This is a genomic window from Lysinibacillus sp. BS3 (assembly GCF_039614735.1).
Taxonomy (GTDB): Bacteria; Bacillota; Bacilli; order Bacillales_A; family Planococcaceae; genus Lysinibacillus; species Lysinibacillus capsici.
In genome coordinates this window covers 1,097,202-1,118,245 of sequence record NZ_CP154860.1, presented here as the reverse complement: position 1 = coordinate 1,118,245, position 21,044 = coordinate 1,097,202, and the positions used below count along the sequence as shown (strand labels likewise).

Annotated in this window: 23 protein-coding genes and 1 pseudogene; 20 read left to right on the top strand and 4 right to left on the bottom strand. The window is 38.9% G+C overall.

Translation table 11 applies throughout. The features are described from left to right. Positions 1 to 12 precede the first annotated feature (12 nt). The 17 genes and pseudogenes from AAJG31_RS05905 to AAJG31_RS05825 form a co-directional block, all read left to right on the top strand. Positions 13 to 354: a BMC domain-containing protein gene (locus tag AAJG31_RS05905; protein WP_004269314.1), complete on the top strand. Its 342-nt coding sequence runs from the start codon at positions 13 to 15 to the stop codon at positions 352 to 354. A gap of 10 nt (positions 355 to 364) precedes the next feature. After that, a complete protein-coding gene (locus AAJG31_RS05900) occupies positions 365 to 865 on the top strand; it encodes a EutP/PduV family microcompartment system protein (protein ID WP_054550775.1) in 501 nt (166 codons plus the stop codon). Between the two features lie 17 nt (positions 866 to 882). Further along, the gene (locus tag AAJG31_RS05895) at positions 883 to 2,304 is read left to right on the top strand and encodes an ethanolamine ammonia-lyase reactivating factor EutA (protein ID WP_054550776.1); all 1,422 of its coding nucleotides are present in this window, start codon (positions 883 to 885) and stop codon (positions 2,302 to 2,304) included. A gap of 5 nt (positions 2,305 to 2,309) precedes the next feature. After that, positions 2,310 to 3,680: an ethanolamine ammonia-lyase subunit EutB gene (locus AAJG31_RS05890; protein ID WP_008176446.1), complete on the top strand. Its 1,371-nt coding sequence runs from the start codon at positions 2,310 to 2,312 to the stop codon at positions 3,678 to 3,680. 9 nt (positions 3,681 to 3,689) lie between these two features. Further along, positions 3,690 to 4,700 carry an ethanolamine ammonia-lyase subunit EutC gene (eutC, locus tag AAJG31_RS05885; protein WP_054550777.1) on the top strand — a complete coding sequence of 337 codons (1,011 nt, stop codon included), beginning with the start codon at positions 3,690 to 3,692 and terminating at the stop codon, positions 4,698 to 4,700. Positions 4,701 to 4,711: 11 nt separating this feature from the next. Then, positions 4,712 to 5,362 carry an ethanolamine utilization microcompartment protein EutL gene (gene eutL, locus AAJG31_RS05880; RefSeq protein ID WP_036077522.1) on the top strand — a complete coding sequence of 217 codons (651 nt, stop codon included), beginning with the start codon at positions 4,712 to 4,714 and terminating at the stop codon, positions 5,360 to 5,362. A 15-nt stretch (positions 5,363 to 5,377) separates the two neighbouring features. Continuing rightward, entirely contained in the window at positions 5,378 to 6,868 is a 1,491-nt protein-coding gene (locus tag AAJG31_RS05875) for an aldehyde dehydrogenase family protein (RefSeq protein WP_054550778.1), read from the top strand. Between the two features lie 20 nt (positions 6,869 to 6,888). Next, positions 6,889 to 7,167 (top strand): BMC domain-containing protein, encoded by a 279-nt coding sequence (locus AAJG31_RS05870; protein ID WP_004269321.1) that lies wholly within the window; start codon positions 6,889 to 6,891, stop codon positions 7,165 to 7,167. A 128-nt stretch (positions 7,168 to 7,295) separates the two neighbouring features. Beyond that, complete coding sequence (locus AAJG31_RS05865; RefSeq protein WP_054550779.1) at positions 7,296 to 7,886, top strand: phosphate propanoyltransferase; 591 nt, start codon at positions 7,296 to 7,298, stop codon at positions 7,884 to 7,886. Between the two features lie 12 nt (positions 7,887 to 7,898). Further along, complete coding sequence (locus tag AAJG31_RS05860) at positions 7,899 to 8,768, top strand: phosphate propanoyltransferase (protein WP_009370493.1); 870 nt, start codon at positions 7,899 to 7,901, stop codon at positions 8,766 to 8,768. Between the two features lie 36 nt (positions 8,769 to 8,804). Beyond that, positions 8,805 to 9,089, top strand: coding sequence for a EutN/CcmL family microcompartment protein (locus tag AAJG31_RS05855; RefSeq protein WP_004269324.1), 285 nt, complete (start codon positions 8,805 to 8,807; stop codon positions 9,087 to 9,089). After that, complete coding sequence (locus AAJG31_RS05850; RefSeq protein ID WP_016991930.1) at positions 9,082 to 9,450, top strand: BMC domain-containing protein; 369 nt, start codon at positions 9,082 to 9,084, stop codon at positions 9,448 to 9,450. Before AAJG31_RS05855 ends, AAJG31_RS05850 begins: the two co-directional genes overlap by 8 nt. Further along, positions 9,450 to 10,397, top strand: a complete 948-nt coding sequence (gene mdh / locus AAJG31_RS05845; RefSeq protein WP_016991928.1) for a malate dehydrogenase — start codon at positions 9,450 to 9,452, stop codon at positions 10,395 to 10,397. Before AAJG31_RS05850 ends, mdh begins: the two co-directional genes overlap by 1 nt. A gap of 267 nt (positions 10,398 to 10,664) precedes the next feature. Beyond that, entirely contained in the window at positions 10,665 to 11,759 is a 1,095-nt protein-coding gene (locus AAJG31_RS05840; protein ID WP_279494519.1) for an AraC family transcriptional regulator, read from the top strand. A 76-nt stretch (positions 11,760 to 11,835) separates the two neighbouring features. Further along, entirely contained in the window at positions 11,836 to 13,332 is a 1,497-nt protein-coding gene (locus tag AAJG31_RS05835; RefSeq protein ID WP_066037678.1) for a carboxypeptidase M32, read from the top strand. 336 nt (positions 13,333 to 13,668) lie between these two features. Beyond that, positions 13,669 to 13,935, top strand: a complete 267-nt coding sequence (locus AAJG31_RS05830; RefSeq protein WP_054550783.1) for a hypothetical protein — start codon at positions 13,669 to 13,671, stop codon at positions 13,933 to 13,935. A 436-nt stretch (positions 13,936 to 14,371) separates the two neighbouring features. Beyond that, positions 14,372 to 14,650, top strand: a pseudogene (locus AAJG31_RS05825) (carboxypeptidase M32); the annotation flags it as partial. A gap of 64 nt (positions 14,651 to 14,714) precedes the next feature. Here AAJG31_RS05825 and AAJG31_RS05820 read toward each other — a convergent pair. The 4 genes from AAJG31_RS05820 to AAJG31_RS05805 form a co-directional block, all read right to left on the bottom strand. Then, positions 14,715 to 16,376, bottom strand: coding sequence for a b(o/a)3-type cytochrome-c oxidase subunit 1 (locus AAJG31_RS05820; RefSeq protein ID WP_016991925.1), 1,662 nt, complete (start codon positions 16,374 to 16,376; stop codon positions 14,715 to 14,717). Further along, the gene (locus AAJG31_RS05815; RefSeq protein WP_016991924.1) at positions 16,363 to 16,854 is read right to left on the bottom strand and encodes a cytochrome b5; all 492 of its coding nucleotides are present in this window, start codon (positions 16,852 to 16,854) and stop codon (positions 16,363 to 16,365) included. The genes AAJG31_RS05820 and AAJG31_RS05815 overlap by 14 nt, the downstream gene beginning before the upstream one ends. Positions 16,855 to 16,878: 24 nt before the next feature. Continuing rightward, on the bottom strand, positions 16,879 to 17,001 hold the full coding sequence (locus AAJG31_RS05810; RefSeq protein ID WP_009370491.1) for a hypothetical protein: 123 nt from the start codon (positions 16,999 to 17,001) through the stop codon (positions 16,879 to 16,881). 337 nt (positions 17,002 to 17,338) lie between these two features. Continuing rightward, positions 17,339 to 17,800 carry a chemotaxis protein CheX gene (locus AAJG31_RS05805; RefSeq protein WP_004269332.1) on the bottom strand — a complete coding sequence of 154 codons (462 nt, stop codon included), beginning with the start codon at positions 17,798 to 17,800 and terminating at the stop codon, positions 17,339 to 17,341. Between the two features lie 482 nt (positions 17,801 to 18,282). Between AAJG31_RS05805 and AAJG31_RS05800 the strand changes: the two genes are divergently transcribed. From AAJG31_RS05800 to AAJG31_RS05790, 3 genes are read left to right on the top strand one after another with little or no spacing between them, the layout of a single operon-like run. Then, positions 18,283 to 19,296 carry an ABC transporter ATP-binding protein gene (locus tag AAJG31_RS05800; protein ID WP_026023343.1) on the top strand — a complete coding sequence of 338 codons (1,014 nt, stop codon included), beginning with the start codon at positions 18,283 to 18,285 and terminating at the stop codon, positions 19,294 to 19,296. After that, positions 19,271 to 20,248 (top strand): dipeptide ABC transporter ATP-binding protein, encoded by a 978-nt coding sequence (locus AAJG31_RS05795; protein ID WP_036077504.1) that lies wholly within the window; start codon positions 19,271 to 19,273, stop codon positions 20,246 to 20,248. Before AAJG31_RS05800 ends, AAJG31_RS05795 begins: the two co-directional genes overlap by 26 nt. After that, on the top strand, positions 20,245 to 21,036 hold the full coding sequence (locus tag AAJG31_RS05790) for an IclR family transcriptional regulator (RefSeq protein WP_279494520.1): 792 nt from the start codon (positions 20,245 to 20,247) through the stop codon (positions 21,034 to 21,036). Before AAJG31_RS05795 ends, AAJG31_RS05790 begins: the two co-directional genes overlap by 4 nt. Positions 21,037 to 21,044 lie beyond the last annotated feature (8 nt).

The following is a 21,044-nucleotide window of genomic DNA, read 5'->3' as shown; positions in this document are numbered from 1 at the left end:
AGGTGATGACGTGTGAGTGAAGAGAAAAAACGATTTATTCAGGAGTTTGTGCCGGGTAAACAGCTAACATTGAGTCACCTTATTGCCAATCCTGATCCAGAAATGTTTCAAAAGCTAGGTATCCAAGAAGCAGGTGCCCTTGGCATTATGACTTGTACGCCAAGTGAAACGGTAATTATTGCAGGAGACTTAGCAACAAAGGCTGCCAATGTCAAACTAGGATTTTTAGATCGTTTTACAGGTAGTCTCGTTATTGTTGGTAGTGTGTCAGAGGTAGAAATGGCGATGTTAGAAATCAATCGTTTTTTATCCGAGGTATTAGGTTATACACCATCAAAAATAACAAAATCATAGGATGTGTCATATGAAAAATCGAGTAATGATAATAGGCGGTGTGCAAGCAGGAAAGTCAACATTGATGAATACATTGTTGGGCAAAGAAAGCAGTGCCAACAAAACACAAGCACTCGTTTATGATGACTGGATTGTTGATACACCAGGTGAATATGTTGAAAATCCAATGTATTACAGAAATATAATGGCAACATCTTTGGAAGTAACCCATGTGATTTACTTGCAGGATGCCACATCAGCAAGGAGTGTATTCCCTCCGCAATTCAGCTTAGGGATTCCCAAAATACAAATAGGGGTTATTACCAAGATTGATGCCCCTGATGCAGATGTAGAAAGGGCTACCGCCTTATTAAAAAATGTTATGACGCAGGGCCCTATCGTGAAAACCTCTTCCTGGCAAAAGCTTGGCATTGAATTGATTGAACCATTGATTCAACTCCAGACAAATGAAGAAATTCGACAATTTGTTAAGGAAAGCGATAGTCCGTATCTCATGTATTGCTCACAGTAGCGAGAGGGAGGTGTAGGGTGAAAACTGAAAAAATATTTAGTGCAGGCATTGATATTGGGACAAGTACCACAAAAATGGTTGTCAGTAGTTTTCTGTTAAAGAATGTGGCTGGCGTAACACATGTGCCAAGGATTGAAATTATTGAGAAAACGGTGTTGCATCAAAGTCCAATTATTAGAACCCCTTTTATCAATAAAGACATCATTGATATGAAAAAGATAGAGGAATTTATTTCTCAACAGTATCAATTGGCACAAATTGCTCCATCTGATATTGCAACTGGGGCCATCATCATTACTGGTGAATCAGCCACGAAGGAAAATGCAAGTGAGGTTGTCCATACCATTGCAGATGGCGCAGGTCATTTTTTAGTTGCTACCGCAGGTCCTGATTTAGAGGGCATCATTGCTGCCAAAGGGGCAGGTACTTTACAGCAATCAAAGAATTCATCCAAAGTCATCGCCAATATCGATATTGGTGGAGGGACAGCGAATATTGCTGTTATGCAATTTGGAGAGGTCATTGGTACATGTACCTTACATGTTGGTGGTAGATTGATTGAGTTTAAGGATGGCAAGATTCAATCAATTTCTCCGCCACTCATGCGATTGATGGAACGATGGACTAATCCGTTAGCGGTCGGTGATGCGGCCGAAGATATTCGAGTGACACATTGTATTGAAGAAATGGTGCAAACACTTGCCATGATTCTTCATGGGCAATGCAGAGATGAAAAGCATCCATTATTACTAGGGCATTTACCAAACTGGCATAAACCTGTGGATGCCATCGTTTTTACGGGTGGTGTGGCCTCTTGTATTTATGAAAATGAATGTACCCAGCGTCAATATGATGATATTGGTGAAAAATTAGCGAAAATGCTACTTCAGCATGAACAGCTACAATCATTTTTATGGTTACGACCAGAGGAAACAGCACGTGCAACAGTGACTGGTGCTGGTACACAAACCACTGAAATCAGTGGGGCAACCATTCAGGTGGATGCCCAAGTATTACCACTAAAAAATGTACCTGTCTTCAATTGTCATATAGATTCTTCAACAGATTTTAACTCGACGGTGAAGACAGCAGTAGAGAGAGCAAATGATTTATTTTCTATACAGGACAATCGTTCGCCATTTGCCCTCTATTTTAGTGAATTGCCATATTTAAGCTTTCAGGATGTACATGCATTGTGTCAGGCCATTTTGTTACATTTGGCGACAAGATGCTCTAAGGACATACCAATTATCATAGTCATTCAATCAGATTATGCAAAGATTATTGGACAGACCATACAAGCCATAAATGCGACAGTACCAATTATTTGCATCGATCAAATTAAAGTGGAAACGGGCGATTACATCGACATTGGAGAGGTTCTGCCATCTGGCGTCGTTCCTGTTGTGGTGAAGACCCTTGCCTTCCATTCAAAGTAAGGAGGATGAATGTGAACTTATCGGTGATATTTGGTGGAGAAAAATATAATTTTAAATCATTAAAAGATGTTATGGCTAAGGCCAATGAAGAAAAATCAGGCGATCAGCTAGCAGGTATTGCCGCTGAGACGGTTCAACAACGGATCGCAGCAAAGGCAGTATTAAGTGAGCTTTTAGTTAAAGATATCCGCGAAAACCCATTAGTGCCACAAGAAAATGATGAGGTTTCACGCATTATTGAGGGCGATATTAATGAGCAAATATATGGAGAAATCAAAAACTGGAGCATCGAGCAGCTGCGTGAATACATTTTATCAAATGACACGGGTGATCGTGAATTAAAGCGTTTAAGTAAAGGGATGAATTCCGAGATTATTGCCGCTGTTACAAAACTAATGTCCAATTTAGATCTTGTACATGCAGCCAATAAAGTTGAAATACTTTCAACGTGTAATATTACGATTGGTCAAAAAGGGACGCTGTCATCTCGTCTACAGCCAAATCATCCGACAGATAATATTGATGGCATCATCGCCTCTCTAAAAGAAGGACTGTCCTATGGTATTGGGGATGCTGTTATCGGCATTAATCCTGTAGATGATTCAGTTGAAAGTGTCAAAAAAGTGCTTACAGCTACAAAGGAATTCATCAATGATTGGTCCATTCCTACGCAAAACTGTGTATTAGCTCATATTACAACACAGATGAAGGCAATTAAACAAGGCGCCCCAGCAGATATGATTTTCCAAAGTATCGCAGGGACAGAAATTGCTAACCGTTCGTTCGGTATTTCTGCTGATTTAATACGAGAAGCAGAGGAGCTCATTAAAAAACAAGGAACAGGTACTGGTCCAAATTTATTCTACTTTGAAACAGGTCAAGGCTCAGAGCTATCGGCAGAGGCACATATGGGTATTGACCAAGTAACACTGGAATCGCGCAATTATGGATTTGCTAGACATTTTAATCCTTATATTGTGAACACTGTAGTTGGCTTTATTGGCCCAGAGTATTTATACAACAATAAACAAGTAATTCGAGCAGGTCTCGAAGATCATTTCATGGGCAAAATGCATGGTATTCCTATGGGGGTAGATATTTGCTATACCAACCATATTAAGGCAGACCAAAATGATGTGGAAGATTTGAGTGTATTGCTGACAGCTGCTGGTGTTAACTTTATTATTGCTGCGCCAATGGGCGATGACGTGATGCTCAACTATCAATCGATGAGCTTCCATGATGTGGCTACATTACTCCAAACATTTGGTAAAAAACCAGCACCAGAGTATTTGGCATGGTTAGAGAAAATGGGCATTTATGAAAATGGTCGACTGTCAGCAAGAGCTGGCGATTTATCCATTTTTGAAAGGTAGGTGAGTCAAGTGAATGATCAATTAGTTTCTATGATTACACAGCTTGTCATGGAGAAGATGGAGAAAAGTACAGGTAGCCAAACACCTGAAATAGCAGCTACTCCAACAGAACAACCACTTATTAAATTTTATGATACAGTAGAAAATCGTTCTTCAGGAACAACAGAAGCTATAGCAACATCACAGGAGCCATTAATTCAGCTGTATCAGCATGGAGCTCCACAGCAAGTAACGACGGTTACTTCTGCTACTTTCGAACAACCAGTAAATGACGCTGTGCCGATCAAGCCCTTTCAGTTTGAGGCGGGCTCGTTAAGTGAAAGTGTGCAGGCTGCTAAGAAACATACACCTGCTCGTATTGGTGTAGGAAGAGCAGGGACAAGACCGAAAACGAAAACCTGGTTAAAATTCCGACTTGATCATGCTGCTGCGGTAGATGCTGTATATGGCGAAGTGACAGAAGATCTTTTACAAAAGCTTGATGTCTTTCAGGTCACAACGAAAGTCACAGATAAAGAGGAATACATTACAAGACCTGACTTAGGGCGTCGTTTATCAGAAGAATCAAAGGCATTGATTCAGCAAAAATGTAAACCACAGCCAAAGGTACAGATTATTATCTCGAATGGCTTGAGTGCAAGTGCGATTGAGGAGAATGTTCAAGATGTTTACTTAGCCCTTCAGCAAAGTCTTAGCAATTTAAATATTGACATTGGTACTACGTTCTATATCGATAAAGGGCGTGTTGCTTTAATGGATGAGATTGGTGAGCTGCTACAGGCAGAGGTTATTGTTTATCTAATTGGTGAGCGTCCAGGGCTCGTATCAGCAGAATCGATGAGTGCATATTTATGCTACAAGCCAAGAATTGGGACAGTGGAAGCGGAACGTATGGTAATTTCAAATATCCATAAGGGTGGTATCCCACCATTAGAAGCGGGAGCTTATCTTGGCACAGTCGTAGAAAAAATCCTGCGTTATCAGGCAAGTGGCGTAGAGCTTGTCGCAAAAGAAGGTTAGGAGGCTGAAATATGTATCCTCAAAAAATTATGGCGCAAATCTTGGCGATGCAAACCATTCCAAGAGTCAACAGTGAACTAGCAGAGCAGTTAGATTTAAAGCCACATCATCATAGCATTGGGCTTGTCACACTGACAATCGACGATGTTGGCTATGTTGCCTTAGATGAGGCGACGAAAAAGGCAGATGTCGATGTTGTTTATGCAAAAAGCTTTTATGCTGGAGCGGCACATGCGTCTGGTCCATTGTCAGGTGAAGTGATTGGCATTATTGCTGGAAGCTCACCTGATGAAATTCGTAGTGGTCTTGATGCCATTCAACAAAAAATTGAATTTGATACGTATTTTGAAGCCATTAATAATAATGACAATCATGCCTTGTTTGCCCATACCGTGGCAAGCTGTGGGACGTATCTTGCTGAGCTTGCAGATGTAAAGGTTGGCACCCCACTTGCTTATTTAATTGCTCCGCCGCTTGAAGCGGTTGTTGGATTAGATGCAGCATTAAAGGCTGCAGATGTTGAGCTAAAGGTTTTCTTTGGTCCTCCATCTGAAACCAATTTTGGGGGCGGCTTATTAACTGGCAGTCAATCTTCATGCGAGGCTGCGGCACATGCATTCAGAGAAGCTATTGAAAATATAGCTAGAAACCCAGTGATTTAGAAGGGAGGCGGCTTTATGGCCACATTAGACAAAGACTTATTAGCGATTCAGGAAATGAGAGATGCCGTTAAACATGCTAATACAGCACAGGCTGCCTATATGCAATTTTCTCAGCAACAAGTAGACAACATTGTAAAGGCTGTCGCGGATGCTGCCTTTAAGGAAGCAGACCGTTTAGCAAAAATGGCTGTGCAAGAAACAGGAATGGGTATTCCTAACCATAAAAAGATGAAAAATGAAGTAGCTTCACGAGATGTCTATGAAGATATTAAAGAATTAAAAACAGTTGGTATTGTGGGCTATGATCGGATGAAAAAAGTAGCCGAAATTGCAAGTCCTTTCGGTGTTATTGCTGGTATCGTACCAACAACAAATCCAACCTCTACAGCGATCTTTAAGACACTTATTTCTTTAAAAACGAGAAATGGTTTAGTGCTTAGTCCACACCCATATGCAGTGAAATGTACAAAAGAGGCTTTAGATATTTGTCGAGTAGCTGCTGAAAAAGCAGGTGCGCCAGAAGGATTACTACAATGTTTAACAATGTCCTCCATGGAGGCAACACAGCAGCTAATGAAGCACCCAAACATCCATTTAATTTTAGCTACGGGTGGTGGTGCATTGGTCAAGGCGGCCTATAGCTCTGGCAAACCTGCCTATGGGGTTGGGCCAGGAAATGTACCAGCTTATATTGAAAAATCGGCTAATATTCAAAAATCTGTACGTCAATTGGTGCAAAGTAAATCGTTCGATAATGGCACAATCTGTGCAACAGAACAAGCCATTATTGTGGATAAGGTGATTGCAGAGCAAGTGCAAACAGAATTAAAGAAAAATGGTGCCTATCTATTAAATGCCGAAGAAAAAGCTAAAATGGAAAAATTGATCTCGCCAGTTCCTGGGAAAGTAAATCCCCAGATTGTCGGTAAATCAGCTACTTGCCTAGCAGATTCTGTTGGTATTACGGTACCAGACGATACAAAAGTTCTTGTGGGCTTCGAAACAATGATTGGTAAAAATATTCCATTTTCTCTTGAAAAACTATCACCAATCTTTGCGCTTTATGTTGTTGAAAACAGTACAGAAGCCAAGCAGGTGATGATTGACCTGCTCAATATTGGAGGACGTGGACATACATGCTCAATTCACACTGAAAATGCAGCATTAGCAGAGCAATTTTCTGTCGAATTACCAGTATCACGAATTGTGGTTAATACATTATCCTCAATTGGTGCAGTAGGTGGCACAACGGGCTTAGCACCATCCTTTACATTAGGCTGTGGGACATTTGGCGGCAATATTACGTCAGACAACATTACAGCAAGACATTTATTAAATATCAAACGTATGGCGTATGGCATTAAAGATGTCGAAGTGCCAAAACCAGAATTCGAAGTACAGTCCGTGGTTGAATCGGTAGTTTCACAAGAACCTACTCTTGATACAACGATGGTTCAACAAATTGTCGATCAAGTATTAAAACAAATCACATTACAAAATAAATAAATTATTTGGAGGAATGACAAATGAGTACAGCATTAGGAATGGTAGAAACAAAAGGTTTAGTAGGAGCAATTGAAGCAGCAGACGCAATGGTAAAGGCAGCAAGCGTTAATTTAGTAGGCAAAGTACATGTAGGTGGCGGGATCGTAACAGTTCTTGTACGTGGTGATGTAGGTGCAGTAAAAGCAGCAACAGATGCAGGGGCAGCAGCAGCACAACGTGTAGGAGAGCTATTATCTGTCCATGTAATTCCACGTCCACATCACGAATTAGAAATGATTTTACCAAAAGCAGAAGCATAATTTCATGATCTTTCAAACGCTATAGATGGAAAAATAACTACCATTTATAGAAGAGAGCTGGATCTAACTTTAGAACAGCTCTCACCTTGTCCTGATAAAATAATCAACAAAATAAAGAGGTGGCTAACATGACAACAGCAACAAAAACTTTTCCAGTGGCCATTTCGGCTCGTCATATCCATCTAAGTGAAGCGGATTTACAAGCACTTTTTGGTCCAAATGCAACCCTAACGAAAGATTTCGACTTATCACAGCCAGGGCAATTTGCTGCAAAAGAGCGCGTCTCTATTGAGGGACCTAAAGGCGTTATTCATAATGTCCGTGTCCTTGGACCTGTTAGACCAGCAACCCAAGTAGAGGTAAGCCGCACTGATGCCATGAAGCTAGGAGTGACACCACCTTTACGTCAATCAGGTGATATTGACAATTCTGCGGGTATTAAAATACTTTCTCAAGACAAAGAAATAGAGATCCAGCAGGGAGTCATCATTGCGCAAGCGCATATTCATATGACTGAGGAAGATGCCAAAGCATTGGAAGTACGCAATAATGAATTAGTTTCAGTAGAAGTTGTAAGTGATAGACCTGTCACTTTCCGAGGTGTCGTTGTACGTGTTTCCAATGATTTTAGTCTGGAAATGCACATTGATACGGATGAAGCAAATGCTGGTTTTATCGAACAGCAGGCACAGGGTAAATTAATAAAAGTATCATCGTAAGGAGGAGGCAAGATGCAAGAAAATTTAGTGCAAAAAATTGTGGAAGAAGTTCTGCAACAAGTCTTAAAAAATCAATCTTCCCCTCCACATGACGGTAAAATTCCGATTGGTGTATCTGCCCGCCATGTCCATCTTGCACAAGCAGAAGTTGAACAGCTCTTTGGTGAAAATTATCAGCTCACACCGAAATTCGAGCTTTCACAGCCAGGGCAATTTGCTGCGGAGGAAACTGTAGTAATTGCAGGTCCAAAAGGGTCAATTGAGCGCGTGCGTATTCTTGGTCCCGCTCGTTCCTTATCACAAGTGGAAGTAAGCTGGACAGATGCTATGAAATTAGGTCTGAAGCCACCATTAAGAATTTCTGGTGATATTCAAGGTTCCAGTCCTGTTACATTAATTGGTCCAAAGGGAAGTGTTGTGTTAAATGAAGGCCTCATTATTGCACAGGCACATATTCATATGTCCCCAGCGGATAGTGCGAGATTCCAAGTCGTAGATGGGCAATCTGTCCAAATTAAGGTAGAAGGTATTCGCCCAATTATTTTATCGAATGTGGTTATCCGTGTTTCAGAGCGCTATCGCTTAGAAATGCATATTGATACAGATGAAGCAAATGCAGGGTTAATTCAGCAAGGAACGCTTGCAGAAATCGTGCATCATCAAGTAAGTGAACCTATGATCACTGTGAAAGAGCAGTCGCCAGTCGTACAGAAAGTAGAGCAACCGTCCGTCTATCATTATGACAAAAAGCTACTTTCACAAATAGAAGTGCTCGATATCGATGCACAAGAAATTGTCGTTCCAAAGAAAACCATTGTGACAGCATTGGCTTATGATAAGCTGCGAGAGTTAAATAAAACATTAACGATTCGTTCAGAGTAGTTAGACAATGTGTGTCGCATAAAGAGGGTGAAGTTCATGCAAATGGGAAGAGTGATAGGCAGTGTATGGGCAACACGCAAGGAAGAGGGACTGAATGGTTTAAAGCTACTAATCATTCAACCTATTGATTCCAATCAACAGCCGATTCGCACAGAAATGGTTGCAGCTGATCGTATAGGAGCGGGTATTGGTGATGATGTCCTGATTACAAGTGGTGGGTCATCTCGCTATATTATGAAAGATAATCCGTTACCGATTGATGCAGTTGTCATTGGTATTATTGATTCTACGGAAGTAATGAGAGGTGAGGACAATGAGTAGCGCAATTGGAATGATCGAAACAAAAGGATTAGTAGGCTCTTATGAAGCTGCTGATGCGATGATTAAAGCGTCAGACGTCACAATCGTCAAACAAGAGTTTGTGGATGGTGGCATCGTGACGATTGTCGTGAAGGGTGACGTAGGTTCTGTACAAGCTGCAGTAGAGGCTGGAAAAGCAGCAGCTATGCGTGTTGGTGAATTATTAGGCGCTCACGTCATTCCGAGACCTGATGAAGATGTCTTTAAAATGATTAAAGGACCAGAGGCACCAAAGAAAAAGGCTGTCTCTGCACCAGCAGCAACCCGTGCTAAAAAAACAACAGAAACAACATCGGCGACAGATAATCGAGGTGAGGCATAATGGCATTTCGTAAAAATAAAATCGCTGTTATTGGAGCAGGCCACACTGGTTCCACACTGAGTTTATTTTTAGCACAGAAAGAATTAGGCGATGTAGTGCTTGTTGATATTCCAGAGGCCGAGAACCCGACAAAAGGGAAAGCTTTGGATTTGCTACAAACAGGCCCCATCGAAAAATTCAATGTGTCCATTAAAGGCACGAGTCAATATGAAGATATCGCTGGCGCGGATATTGTTGTTATTACAGCAGGTATTCCACGTAAACCAGGAATGAGTCGGGATGACTTAGTCACAACAAATGCTAAAATCATTCAACAGGTTTCAAGACAAATTAAACACTATGCTCCAAATAGTATTGTTGTTGTGTTGAGTAATCCTGTTGATGCCATGACGTATGTGTGTCATAAGGAAACAGGCTTTGCCAAAAATCGTATCATTGGTCAATCTGGTGTATTAGATACAGCTCGCTTCAACACGTTTGTGGCGCAGGAGCTTCACATTGCACCAGAGGATGTATCAGGCTTCGTCCTAGGAGGACATGGCGATGAAATGGTACCATTAATCCGTTATTCCTATGCAGGCGGCATTCCATTAGAGAAACTAATTCCTCAGGAACGACTACAGCAAATCGTAGAGCGTACGCGTAAAGGCGGCGGTGAAATTGTTGGCTTACTAGGTAATGGTAGTGCCTACTATGCACCAGCAGCAGCGTGTGCCCAAATGGTTGAAATTATTATCAAAGATCAACGAAAAATTATCCCTTCTATTGCCCTATTAGAAGGAGAATATGGGTACCACGATCTCTTTTTAGGGGTACCAACTATTTTAGGTGGCAATGGCATCGAATCTGTCATTGAATTGCACCTAACAAATGAAGAACAAACAGCCCTTCAGCACTCTGCAGAAGCTGTGAAACAGGTAATTGCTATTTGCCAAAACATTGAATAGAGTAAACAGACTCTATTTTTCAACGGATCGAAAGGATCCCCAACTTTCTTTCCAATAAAGCTTCATGATAGCTCAAAAAATGTTTGATTGGAAACCGAACATGACTTGAAGGCTAGTATAAATCCCCAATTATATAGAAAGCTCTCCTGTATTTATGGGAGCAGAAACTGTAGCAGACTTTAAAGTTTGCTGCAGTTTTTTTCATTCACAACTTATATCATAAAAATCATTATCGCTTCTACTATAATGAAATTAGGAGGGATGTGGATGAACAACATTGTACAGGAGATGATTGATTGGATTGAGCGTCACCTATCAGAAGGATTTTCATTGGAGCAATTAGGAAAGGATATGGGTTATTCTCCTTATTACTGTTCTTTTAAATTCCATCAGGCGACAGGGATGACGATTAAAAAATATCGATCACTACGTAAAATCTATCTTTCTACTACTGCATTAAAAGATCCCCAAAAGAAAATAATCGACATCGCCTTTCACTACGGCTTTTCATCGCAGGAATCCTTTTCTAGAGCTTTTAAAAGGTACTTTGGTATAAGTCCGAATGATTACAGAAAGTCCCCTAAACCTTTACAAACCTTTGTAAAGTTGAGATTACAGGATGATGGAGGATGGTTGACGATGGATATTTCTCAGAAATTAAAAATTGAAGTATTACAAGAGAAGATTAATGCGCAATACGATCAGAAGCTATTGAATGTATTAAATGGTCAAATGATGTATGAGGAGTTCGCAAAACAACAATTAATGGGCAACAGCGATTACGTTCCTTTCAATGAAGCGATGTGTGCGAATCCAACGATTAGTCCCATTTTCAGTGAAGAATTTAATAAACTACGCGCTATAGGGCATGAGGTGTCTTTACAACAATATGAGCAGGTGACATTGAATCCGTTAAAGCCATTGTTAACAAATGACTATGAATGTATTGTTTTATGGTTTGGAGATGATATGTTTTGTCAGATGAATTTATTGACAGTCCTCGCTTTCCTAGAGCAACAAAGCTATCAAGGCAAAGTCTATTATTATATGGTCAAGGAAATGACCTATGAAGTGGAAGAAACAGAGATAGAACTTGGACCGTATGGGGAGGTCTATCAGGAAGTATTGATGCACCATCGTCTGCCCAAGACAACGCTTATACCTGTCATGTATCAGGGCATTCAATTATTTTTCAGCTATTTAAATGAAGAGAATGAGATCACTGTGTATATAAAAAAACACCTCCATCTATCTCAAAATGACCTGTTAAAGCAATTATTTTCTCTATTTCCACACTATGGATTGGGGGATAGACAATATATTAAAATAATAGAGAAGATAAAAAAGGAATATTCTGAATAATTACCCTAGAAAGTCCGCAATATACAAAATTTTCGAAAATATGATAAAATAATAACGTGAAAAGGAGGATGAATGCATGACTGTTCAACAATTTACAGACTATGTGAAGAAAATGCAGCATTATGAGGAAGCGCTCAATGTGATTTATTGGGATATGCGGACGGGTGCACCGAAAAAGGGGTTAGCACAACGTTCTGAGGTAATTGGTACATTATCAGCCTCCTTATTTGATATGCAGACGAGTGAAGAACTAGGAGAGCTTCTAGCAGCATTAGAGTCACAAAAAGCTGATCTTGACTATGTAACACTGCGTCTAGTAGAAGAAGTAAGAAAGAATTACGATCAAAATAAAAAAATTCCTGCGAATGAATACAAAGAATTCGTCATTCTTCAATCGAAGGCAGAAACGGCTTGGGAAGAAGCGAAGGCAACGAATAATTTTGCTCTATTCCTACCATACCTAGAAGAAATCATTCAATGGCAGAAAAAATTCATTCAATATTGGGGCATTAAAAATGGATCTCCATATAATACATTACTAGATTTATATGAGCCAGATATGACAACAGATGTCGTAGATCAAGTATTTGGTGAATTACGAGAGTCTATTGTGACGCTTGTTCAAAAAATTGCTCATTCATCGAATAAGCCTGATACTAGCATGCTATTTAAGCATTTCCCGCGTGAGGCACAGCGTGAATTATCGTTAGAATTGCTTACTCAGCTCGGCTATGACTTTGATGCTGGTCGCTTGGATGAAAGTGTCCATCCATTTATGATCGGCTTAAATTATGGTGACGCTCGTATTACCACTAAATATGATGAAAATGATTTCCGTTCAGCTATTTTTGGCACGATTCATGAGTGTGGTCATGCGATGTATGAGCAAAACATTGATGAAAAACTTGCTGGTCTACCATTAGCTACTGGTACATCGATGGGGATTCATGAATCCCAATCATTATTTTATGAAAACTTTGTCGGCAGGAATGAAAAGTTCTGGGAGCATAACTATGAGCGTCTTCAACACTTCTCACCAGCTCAATTTGGCGATGTTGCATTAGCCGATTTTTTACGTGCCATCAATATGGTAGAACCATCATTGATTCGCATTGAAGCAGATGAACTAACATATCCATTACATATCATGATTCGCTATGAAATTGAACGTGACCTCTTCAATGGCGATTTACAGGCGAAGGATCTCCCACAGGTATGGAATGATAAATATGAGGAATATTTAGGTATTCGTCCTGAGACAGATGCACAGGGAGTATTACAAGACATGCACTGGTCAGGTGGCATGTTTGGCTATTTCCCATCCTATGCATTAGGAATGATCTATGCAGCGCAATGGAAGCACGCGATGGACAAGGATATTCCTAATTTTGATGAATTACTAGAAAAGGGAGAGCTACTACCTATTCGTGAATGGTTAACAGACAAGGTCCACCAATATGGGGCATTGAAAAAGCCATTCGAGCTATTACAAGAAGCGACAGGGGAAGGCTTAAATGCGAAGTACCTAGCAGACTATTTACAAGAAAAATATACAAAGCTATATCAGCTATAGAAAAACAAGCGATTTCTCTAAAATGAGAAATCGCTTGTTGCTTTGAAAATATTCTTACCAAAGCTTAAAGCCTTTGAGCCGCTGGTGAATTTGAAATAATTTCGAAGATTGGAATTGTGTAAGCTAATATAAATAAGGCTACTAAAATTACAAGTTAAGATTGAAAGTAAGCTACATTTCATGTTACATCAATATTTTTTATATAATGTTCAACATAATAAAGAGTCATTTTTAAATTGAACTATTGTGTTAAACAATCTGGCCAGATTGTTGAGTAAATATTTTTTTGTGTAGCTTATGTATGATACTTTTTTAAAAAATTTAGGGGTGATTATGGTGACACTTAAATGGTTGTGGATATTGGTTATTGCATTTTGCGTACTAGAATGGATTTCAATCCCATTCATAAGTGCATTTACAGGAAAATTGTATCAAGTAGTTGATGGTGTATTAATAATTACTTTTATTATTTATCCATTATTTTTCTTGACTACTCTTTTATTATTACAAAAGGGGAATAAAAAAATTGGTGCAGTAATTTTGCTTATTCCACTAATAGTGTATGCCCCCGTGTTAATAAGTCTTCAAACGTTGGTTAAATAATGAATTACTAATTGAGTTAACGTAGCGCTTTGTACAACAAGAGTTTCAAATATTATCGAACTTTAAGAAATTTAATCAATCCCATTAAATAAGAGCAAGTTTTGAACAATCATTTTTTCAAAACTTTCTCTTTAGTTTTGTTCTCATATCAAGGTTGATATCGTTAATTTAATCAAACTTTATTACAAATCTACTCAACAAGAAGTATTTGGGTATTTATGTTAGAATTCGATTAAGTTTGTGAAGTATATGTAACTTGGTAACTTTTATATGGAAAAGAAGGAACATAGGCAGATGGAAAATATAATAAGTTAATTAATGCAATTCCTGCTCAAGAATATGATGTTATGGGACAACTATTTAAATTTATGAGTAATTGAGGGATTTACTTGACGATTTTCAGAGTAAGCAACATCGAGAGACATGTTAGTGAGTGTCAGGTGGCATGTTCGATTACTTCCCATCCTATGCGTTAGGTATGATTTATGCCGCGCAATGGAAGCACGCGATGGACAAGGATATTCCTAATTTTGATGAATTACTAGAAAAGGGAGAGCTACTGCCAATTCGAGAGTGGCTAACTGATAAAGTTCATCAATATGGAGCATTGAAAAAGCCATTTGAATTGCTAAAGGAAGCGACAGGGGAAGGCTTAAATGCGAAGTACCTAGCAGACTATCTACAAGAAAAATATACGAAACTCTATCAATTATAAAGTGAAAAGAGCGATTTCTCGTTACAGAGAAATCGCTTTTTTATAGGAAGATGCGTTTGGATGCTTACCACAATTGATAGCCTTTGGAGCCGGCTGGTGAATTCGAAATAATATCGATAATTGGTACTGTGTAAGCGAATAAAATTAAGGCTACTAAAATAACAAGCCATATTTTAAAGTTTTCTAAAATAGCTGGTGTCGGACCGCTAAGCTCATGTACATCACCTACTGGGAATTCCTCTTCGCCTTTAGGTGCGAACCAAGCTAATTTCACTACGATATAAATGATCACAAGGATGGCGATAAAGAGAATTGTTCCACCCACAGCTTGTGCGATTTGATAAGGAATCCAATCGTAAGCCTGCTGAGCGCCACCATATTCTGAGTAATCTGAGCGACGAGGCGCACCAATCAGACCAGCAATATGCATTGCTGAAGACATAATCGTCATACCAGTAGCCCATAAGATACCAGCAAAATTACTAAGATTATTTAAAGACTTCGAAAGTGTACGGCCTGTTAAATGTGGAATTAACCAGAATGCCGCACCGAAGTAAGTTAAAACAACAGCTGTGGCAATCGTTAAATGGAAATGCCCTGTAACCCAAATAGTATTATGAATTAATTGGTTCATTTGATAAGAGGCATTGACAATTCCGCCTGCACCACCTGGAATAAATGACACCATACCGATAAATGGTACGAAGAAACGAGCATCCTTCCAAGGTAATTTTTTAAACCAACCAAATAGTCCTTTGCCACCTAATTCACGTCCACGTAACTCGAACATTGCAAACATCGAGAAGGCCGTCATGAGAGAAGGCACGATTACAGCAAATGTTAAAACAACTTGAATGAACTTCCATGTACCATCAATACCAGGCTCTGTTAACTGATGGTGAATCCCAACAGGAATAGAGAAGAGTAAGAACAGCATAAACGAAAGTCTTGCTAAAGAATCGGAGAAAATTTTCCCGCCAATTACTTTTGGAATAATCACGTACCACACCATATAGGCAGGTAATAACCAGAAGTATACAAGTGCATGACCAAAATACCAGAAAAGGGTACGCGATAATGCCACATCGACACGCTCAATTAAACCTAAGGACCATGGTAACAATTGAATTAAAACAGAAGCTGCCACACCAAGCGTTGCCACGAACCACATTAAATTATTAACAACTACCATAAATGATAGTAATGGGCTGCGTTGTCCACTCGCTTTATTTTCTTTGCGCCACTGGACATAACGTAAAATTTGACCTGCGCCGCCAACCCAAGAACCAACTACGACGAATGTAAGACCTAAATAGAAAATCCAATGTGCCTTTAATGGCGCATAGAATGTATAAAGAACAGTTGCCTTATTCAATAAAACCATCGTTGCTGCAGCAGCTGTACCAATCGTCATTAACCAAAAACCAATCCAGCCAAGTTTTCTCTGAGTATCAGTGAATGTACCAGATGTTCGACTTACACTTGCAATTTGGAAGCCGTAAATAAAGAATGTAGTTAATATAAGACCGAGTAATACACCATGAACTGTTAGTACTTGATAATAACCAATGCCTGCTGGTAATGTAAATTGACCAGAGCGTACAAAAACCTGTAATAAACCTGCAAGACCACCTAATAACAATGCGATAAATGCCACGTAAATATGTGCCATTGCTAGCTTTGCATCTCGACGATCCACTTTTGTCATTGAATTAGTGTGACTCATTTGAATCCACCACCTTTAGCATAGAGTGCATCATCGTATGTCCAGTACCACAATACTCATTACATACGATTAAAAACTCGCCAACCTTATTGACTTCTGTCACATATTCCGAAATATAGCCAGGCTCAAGCATCATATTGATATTCGTACCTGCAACCTCAAAACCATGCATAACATCCTCGCTTGTTGCGATAAATTTCACTTTTGCACCAAGTGGAACCTCAATTTGTGGAGGATTATAATTGAATGCAGAAGCAATTACTACCACTTCGTAATCCCAATCCTTACCTTCTACCTTATGGACACCTGGATTATCAAAAGGTGCTGTCTCTTTCACTTTCTCGTAATCTAGTGTTTTTTTACCATTGTTTGGATGGGAGCCTTGATGAAATGCTCCGATACCGAGAATGATCAGGAATGCCACTAAAGTGGTAACTCCAAACACAAGCCAGTATTTCTCATACTTATGTATGTGCATATGTTTCTGTCCCTTCTTCGTAGATTAAAACCGTCCAATGAACAAATCGAAGCAGTACACCCAAAGTAAAATGATGATAATACCTACTCCAAAAACTGCATAGAGTGAACCTTTTAAATTTTCATCTGACTTCTTTTTATTTGCCATTTTTGCTCCTCCTACGCTTTTTATTGTTGTGTTTCTTACAGTCATCATATAGAAATCCATTGCATTTTGATGTGAAAAAAATCACACTTCTAGGGGAATTATGTGAAGAAAGTGTGAAGGATTTAAGAGAGAAAAAAAACAAGCCATCTCAAAAGTCATTGAGATGGCTTGCTTAATGATTGTAATTAACTTTTTTTAATAAAAATAATAGATTTTAAGAAAGGGAGAACCGTCCTTCTCATTCCCTTGTGGGCGAAAGGCAAATCTTACACACATACATGCTGAATGTCTTGCATACAATGTCTTATTTGGAACAGACTTTAAACCTACCAAGCTTCTATTCCGCTTCTTCTTCAATTGTTAATAGAACTGTTAGGGCACCGACGCTTGGGACCGAAACTGGGAGAGCAAAGGCCTTTTCAAAGCCATATAATTTTGTATTGCCCACCATCACCGTTGGCGGAGTGATATCAATTTCTAAGCTTTCTTGCCCAACAGCTGTACATAAATTTCCTGCAATCATGTTACCAAATTCCCCTGTAAAGGATTCTAGCATTTCTCCTTCAAGCGGCATACCGAACATAGTACTACCGATCCCGCTGAACACTTCGGGAGAGGAGTCAATGATAACGCGTCCCTTTAAATCTCCGATTAAGCCAATTAATACGCCCATTTGTTGCTGTTGAAAGGGTTCAGAAATAATACTAGGCGACTTTACTTCTATATCCATAGGAAGAATGGTTTTTAAAGCGTGAATTGTCCCGTTTAAAATAGTTTGAAAGTACTTCGAATTACTCATCATTACCGCATCCTTTTTCCGACTTTTCTACATCTTACCATGTAAAAAGGGTAAGATGAAAGTATGTCTTGACGAATTAACGTGAAATTTATAATATATTAATGAGAATGATTTTCAAATTCAATGTAAACGTCTGAAAACTTAACGAAAAATAACTAAGAAGGAGCGGTTCGCAATGACTTTCGTATTGATTGGAGCAGCTGTAGTGATCTATATTGGAGTTGGAAAATACGTCATGAACCAGGCAACTGCACATTTGAAATAAGAGCTAATACTTGTTAAATATCTTTAGGCATGGTCCGAATATTCGGACCATGTTTTTTTGTATTTCTAGGAATGATAAAAAAATTAAATGTTTTTTCGGAATAATTTAATTAAGAGGAATTTTTATTTTTTTCTGAAAACTATTGAAATAACCAAGTTTTTTCTGTTAAGATTTTAAAAAATGGAATCGCGTTTCATATTTTGGAACGGAGGGGGAAATGAGTTTGAATATTTTAGAAGTAAGCGATTTGAAAATAGGTATTCAACAAAATAAAAAAGATATTGCCATTGTGAATGGAGTATCATTTCAACTTGAAAAAGGAAAAACTTTGGGGATTGTAGGGGAATCAGGTTGTGGAAAAAGCATGACATCACTTTCACTTATGGGATTGTTACCTGCCGGGGTTAACTGGCAAGGTGGAGAAGTTTACATAGATCAAAAACAAATTAATAAAAAGTCGAATAAGGAATGGCGAAAGATTCGTGGGAAAAAAATTTCTATGATATTTCAAGAACCAATGAGTTCGCTCAATCCAGTATATAAGGTCGGTTCCCAAATTATGGAAATGATTCATAGCCATGAAAAAATTTCAAGGAAAGAAGCTCATGAACGTGCCGTTGATATGCTTCGTCTCGTAGGTATTCCTCGTCCAGATAAAGTAGTGAATGAATATCCTCATCAATTATCAGGAGGAATGCGACAAAGGGTTATGATCGCCATGGCATTGGCTTGTGGACCAGAAATATTAATTGCAGATGAACCTACTACAGCATTAGATGTGACAATCCAGGCTCAGATTTTAGATTTAATGAGAGACATACAAGAAAAACTAGATATGTCCATCATTTTAATTACCCATGATCTTGGTGTAGTAGCAGAAATATGTGAGAAAGTAATTGTGATGTATGCTGGTGAAATAGTGGAAGAGGCAACAGTGCTAGATTTGTTTAATTATCCGCTTCATCCATATACAAAAGGGTTATTAAATTCATTGCCTGACATTGAATCAGAACAAGAGTACCTTCCATCAATAGAAGGGGTGGTGCCATCACCATCCGATATGCCTTCAGGTTGTAGATTTTTCGATCGCTGCGAATTTGCAACAGATCAATGTAAAAAGAAGCCTGATCTATATACAACCTCTATTGGTACCAAAGTTAGATGTTGGCTGTACGAAGAGAACGAAGTAGGAGGGGGAATTGTCAATGGGCAGTCCATTGTTAGAAGTTAAACACTTAAAGAAATATTTTCCAGTTAAAGGATCACGTTCAGGTCATTTAAAAGCAGTAGATGATGTTTCATTTTTTGTAAATGAGGGTGAGGTTTTAGGAATTGTCGGAGAGTCTGGGTGCGGAAAGTCCACTATGGGTAAAACATTAATTCAGCTTCTAACACCTACTGAGGGTGAAATTTTACTGAATGGAGAAAATATTGCCACTCTTAGCCCAAAAGAGGTACGTCAAAAGCGCCGTGATATGCAAATCATCTTTCAAGACCCTTTTTCTTCCCTTAATCCTCGTATGAAGGTGTTTAAAATAATCGAAGAACCTTTGGTGAATTTTGGAATAGGTACAAAGGAAGAGAGAAAACAACGCGTTTATGAAGTAGCTAAACAGGTTGGACTTACACAAAAGCAGTTAGAACGTTTTCCACATGAATTTTCAGGTGGTCAAAGACAACGGATTGGAATTGCTCGAGCATTAGTGTCCAATCCAAAATTGATTGTTGCAGATGAACCAGTATCTGCTCTGGATGTTTCCATTCAATCTCAAGTATTAAATATTATGAAAGATTTAAAAAAGGAAATGAACCTTACCTACATTTTCATATCACATGATTTAAGTGTAGTGCATCATTTTTGTGACCGCATAGGGGTAATGTATTTAGGAAAGTTAGTGGAAATGGCAGATAAACACGAATTATTTAATAATCCTAAACATCCATACACAAAAGCTTTACTATCGGCATTACCAAAATCTCATCCTTCAAAAGTAAAGGAGCGAATTGTGCTAAGTGGAGATGTTCCCAATCCTGCTAATCCACCATCGGGTTGTACATTCCATACACGATGCCCAAACTGCATGGAAATATGTAAAGTGACACCTCCGAAATTTAAAAAAATTGGCGATAAGCATGAAGTTTCCTGTTTACTTTATGAAGAGCAAATGGAGCGATTAACATGAGCAAAACATTGGAAAAAGGTATTAATATTTTAACGTTATTTACTGAAGAAAAACCTTCTTGGCGGTTAGACGAGCTAGCGATCGAAACGGATATTCCTAAACCGACTTTACATAGGTTTTTAAAAACATTTACAGATTTAGGCGTATTAAAACGTCCTTACGTTCAAAGCGGTGGACAGTTAGTATTGAGTGATCATTATCTACTTGGGAATAAACTCATTGAATTAGGTGCAATTGCTGCAAATTCAATTGAAATTCGTTCTTTGGCTATGCCGTATATGAAGATGTTGCAACAGAAGTTTGACTTGGCTGTTCAACTAAGCATACTGGATGAAACAGATGGTCTTTATATCGAAAAAATCGAAAGTTTAAAACCAGTTTTATTATATACACGGGTGGGGAGAAGAGCACCTCTTTATGCAGGCGCTTGTTCAAGAATACTTTTATCCTTTCAATCAGAGGAAAAAATTAGTGAGGTACTTCAAAAAACTCGTAAAAAATATGCTAGTGGAACACCTGTTACTGATGAAGAGATATTTGAACTAATTGAATTTGGGAAAAAAAATGGCTATGCCTACAGCGTGTCAGAATTGGAAGAAGGCACTGTATCAATAGCAGTACCGATTTTCAATAGTGAACGCAAGGTAGAATACTCGATTAGTATAGCGGGCATAGAGACACTCATACCAAAAGAAAAAATAAATGGATTTTTAGAAGGTCTGTGGGAAACGGCAGCTTCAATATCTGCTGAACTAGGTTATTCGATGCCATATCCTTATGGCGTATAGATAGCACA

Excerpts from the sequence above, each read along its gene's own strand:
- AAJG31_RS05835 (WP_066037678.1), top strand. The coding sequence starts at position 11,836 with ATGACTGTTCAACAATTTACAGACTATGTGAAGAAAATGCAGCATTAT.
- AAJG31_RS05855 (WP_004269324.1), top strand. The coding sequence starts at position 8,805 with ATGCAAATGGGAAGAGTGATAGGCAGTGTATGGGCAACACGCAAGGAA.
- AAJG31_RS05800 (WP_026023343.1), top strand. The coding sequence starts at position 18,283 with ATGAGTTTGAATATTTTAGAAGTAAGCGATTTGAAAATAGGTATTCAA.
- AAJG31_RS05820 (WP_016991925.1), bottom strand. The coding sequence starts at position 16,376 with ATGAGTCACACTAATTCAATGACAAAAGTGGATCGTCGAGATGCAAAG.
- AAJG31_RS05890 (WP_008176446.1), top strand. The coding sequence starts at position 2,310 with ATGAATGTGAACTTATCGGTGATATTTGGTGGAGAAAAATATAATTTT.
- AAJG31_RS05860 (WP_009370493.1), top strand. The coding sequence starts at position 7,899 with ATGCAAGAAAATTTAGTGCAAAAAATTGTGGAAGAAGTTCTGCAACAA.
- AAJG31_RS05900 (WP_054550775.1), top strand. The coding sequence starts at position 365 with ATGAAAAATCGAGTAATGATAATAGGCGGTGTGCAAGCAGGAAAGTCA.
- AAJG31_RS05790 (WP_279494520.1), top strand. The coding sequence starts at position 20,245 with ATGAGCAAAACATTGGAAAAAGGTATTAATATTTTAACGTTATTTACT.
- AAJG31_RS05850 (WP_016991930.1), top strand. The coding sequence starts at position 9,082 with ATGAGTAGCGCAATTGGAATGATCGAAACAAAAGGATTAGTAGGCTCT.
- AAJG31_RS05805 (WP_004269332.1), bottom strand. The coding sequence starts at position 17,800 with ATGAGTAATTCGAAGTACTTTCAAACTATTTTAAACGGGACAATTCAC.
- AAJG31_RS05870 (WP_004269321.1), top strand. The coding sequence starts at position 6,889 with ATGAGTACAGCATTAGGAATGGTAGAAACAAAAGGTTTAGTAGGAGCA.
- AAJG31_RS05840 (WP_279494519.1), top strand. The coding sequence starts at position 10,665 with ATGAACAACATTGTACAGGAGATGATTGATTGGATTGAGCGTCACCTA.
- AAJG31_RS05815 (WP_016991924.1), bottom strand. The coding sequence starts at position 16,854 with ATGCACATACATAAGTATGAGAAATACTGGCTTGTGTTTGGAGTTACC.
- AAJG31_RS05865 (WP_054550779.1), top strand. The coding sequence starts at position 7,296 with ATGACAACAGCAACAAAAACTTTTCCAGTGGCCATTTCGGCTCGTCAT.
- mdh (WP_016991928.1), top strand. The coding sequence starts at position 9,450 with ATGGCATTTCGTAAAAATAAAATCGCTGTTATTGGAGCAGGCCACACT.
- eutL (WP_036077522.1), top strand. The coding sequence starts at position 4,712 with ATGTATCCTCAAAAAATTATGGCGCAAATCTTGGCGATGCAAACCATT.
- AAJG31_RS05810 (WP_009370491.1), bottom strand. The coding sequence starts at position 17,001 with ATGGCAAATAAAAAGAAGTCAGATGAAAATTTAAAAGGTTCACTCTAT.
- AAJG31_RS05795 (WP_036077504.1), top strand. The coding sequence starts at position 19,271 with ATGGGCAGTCCATTGTTAGAAGTTAAACACTTAAAGAAATATTTTCCA.
- AAJG31_RS05875 (WP_054550778.1), top strand. The coding sequence starts at position 5,378 with ATGGCCACATTAGACAAAGACTTATTAGCGATTCAGGAAATGAGAGAT.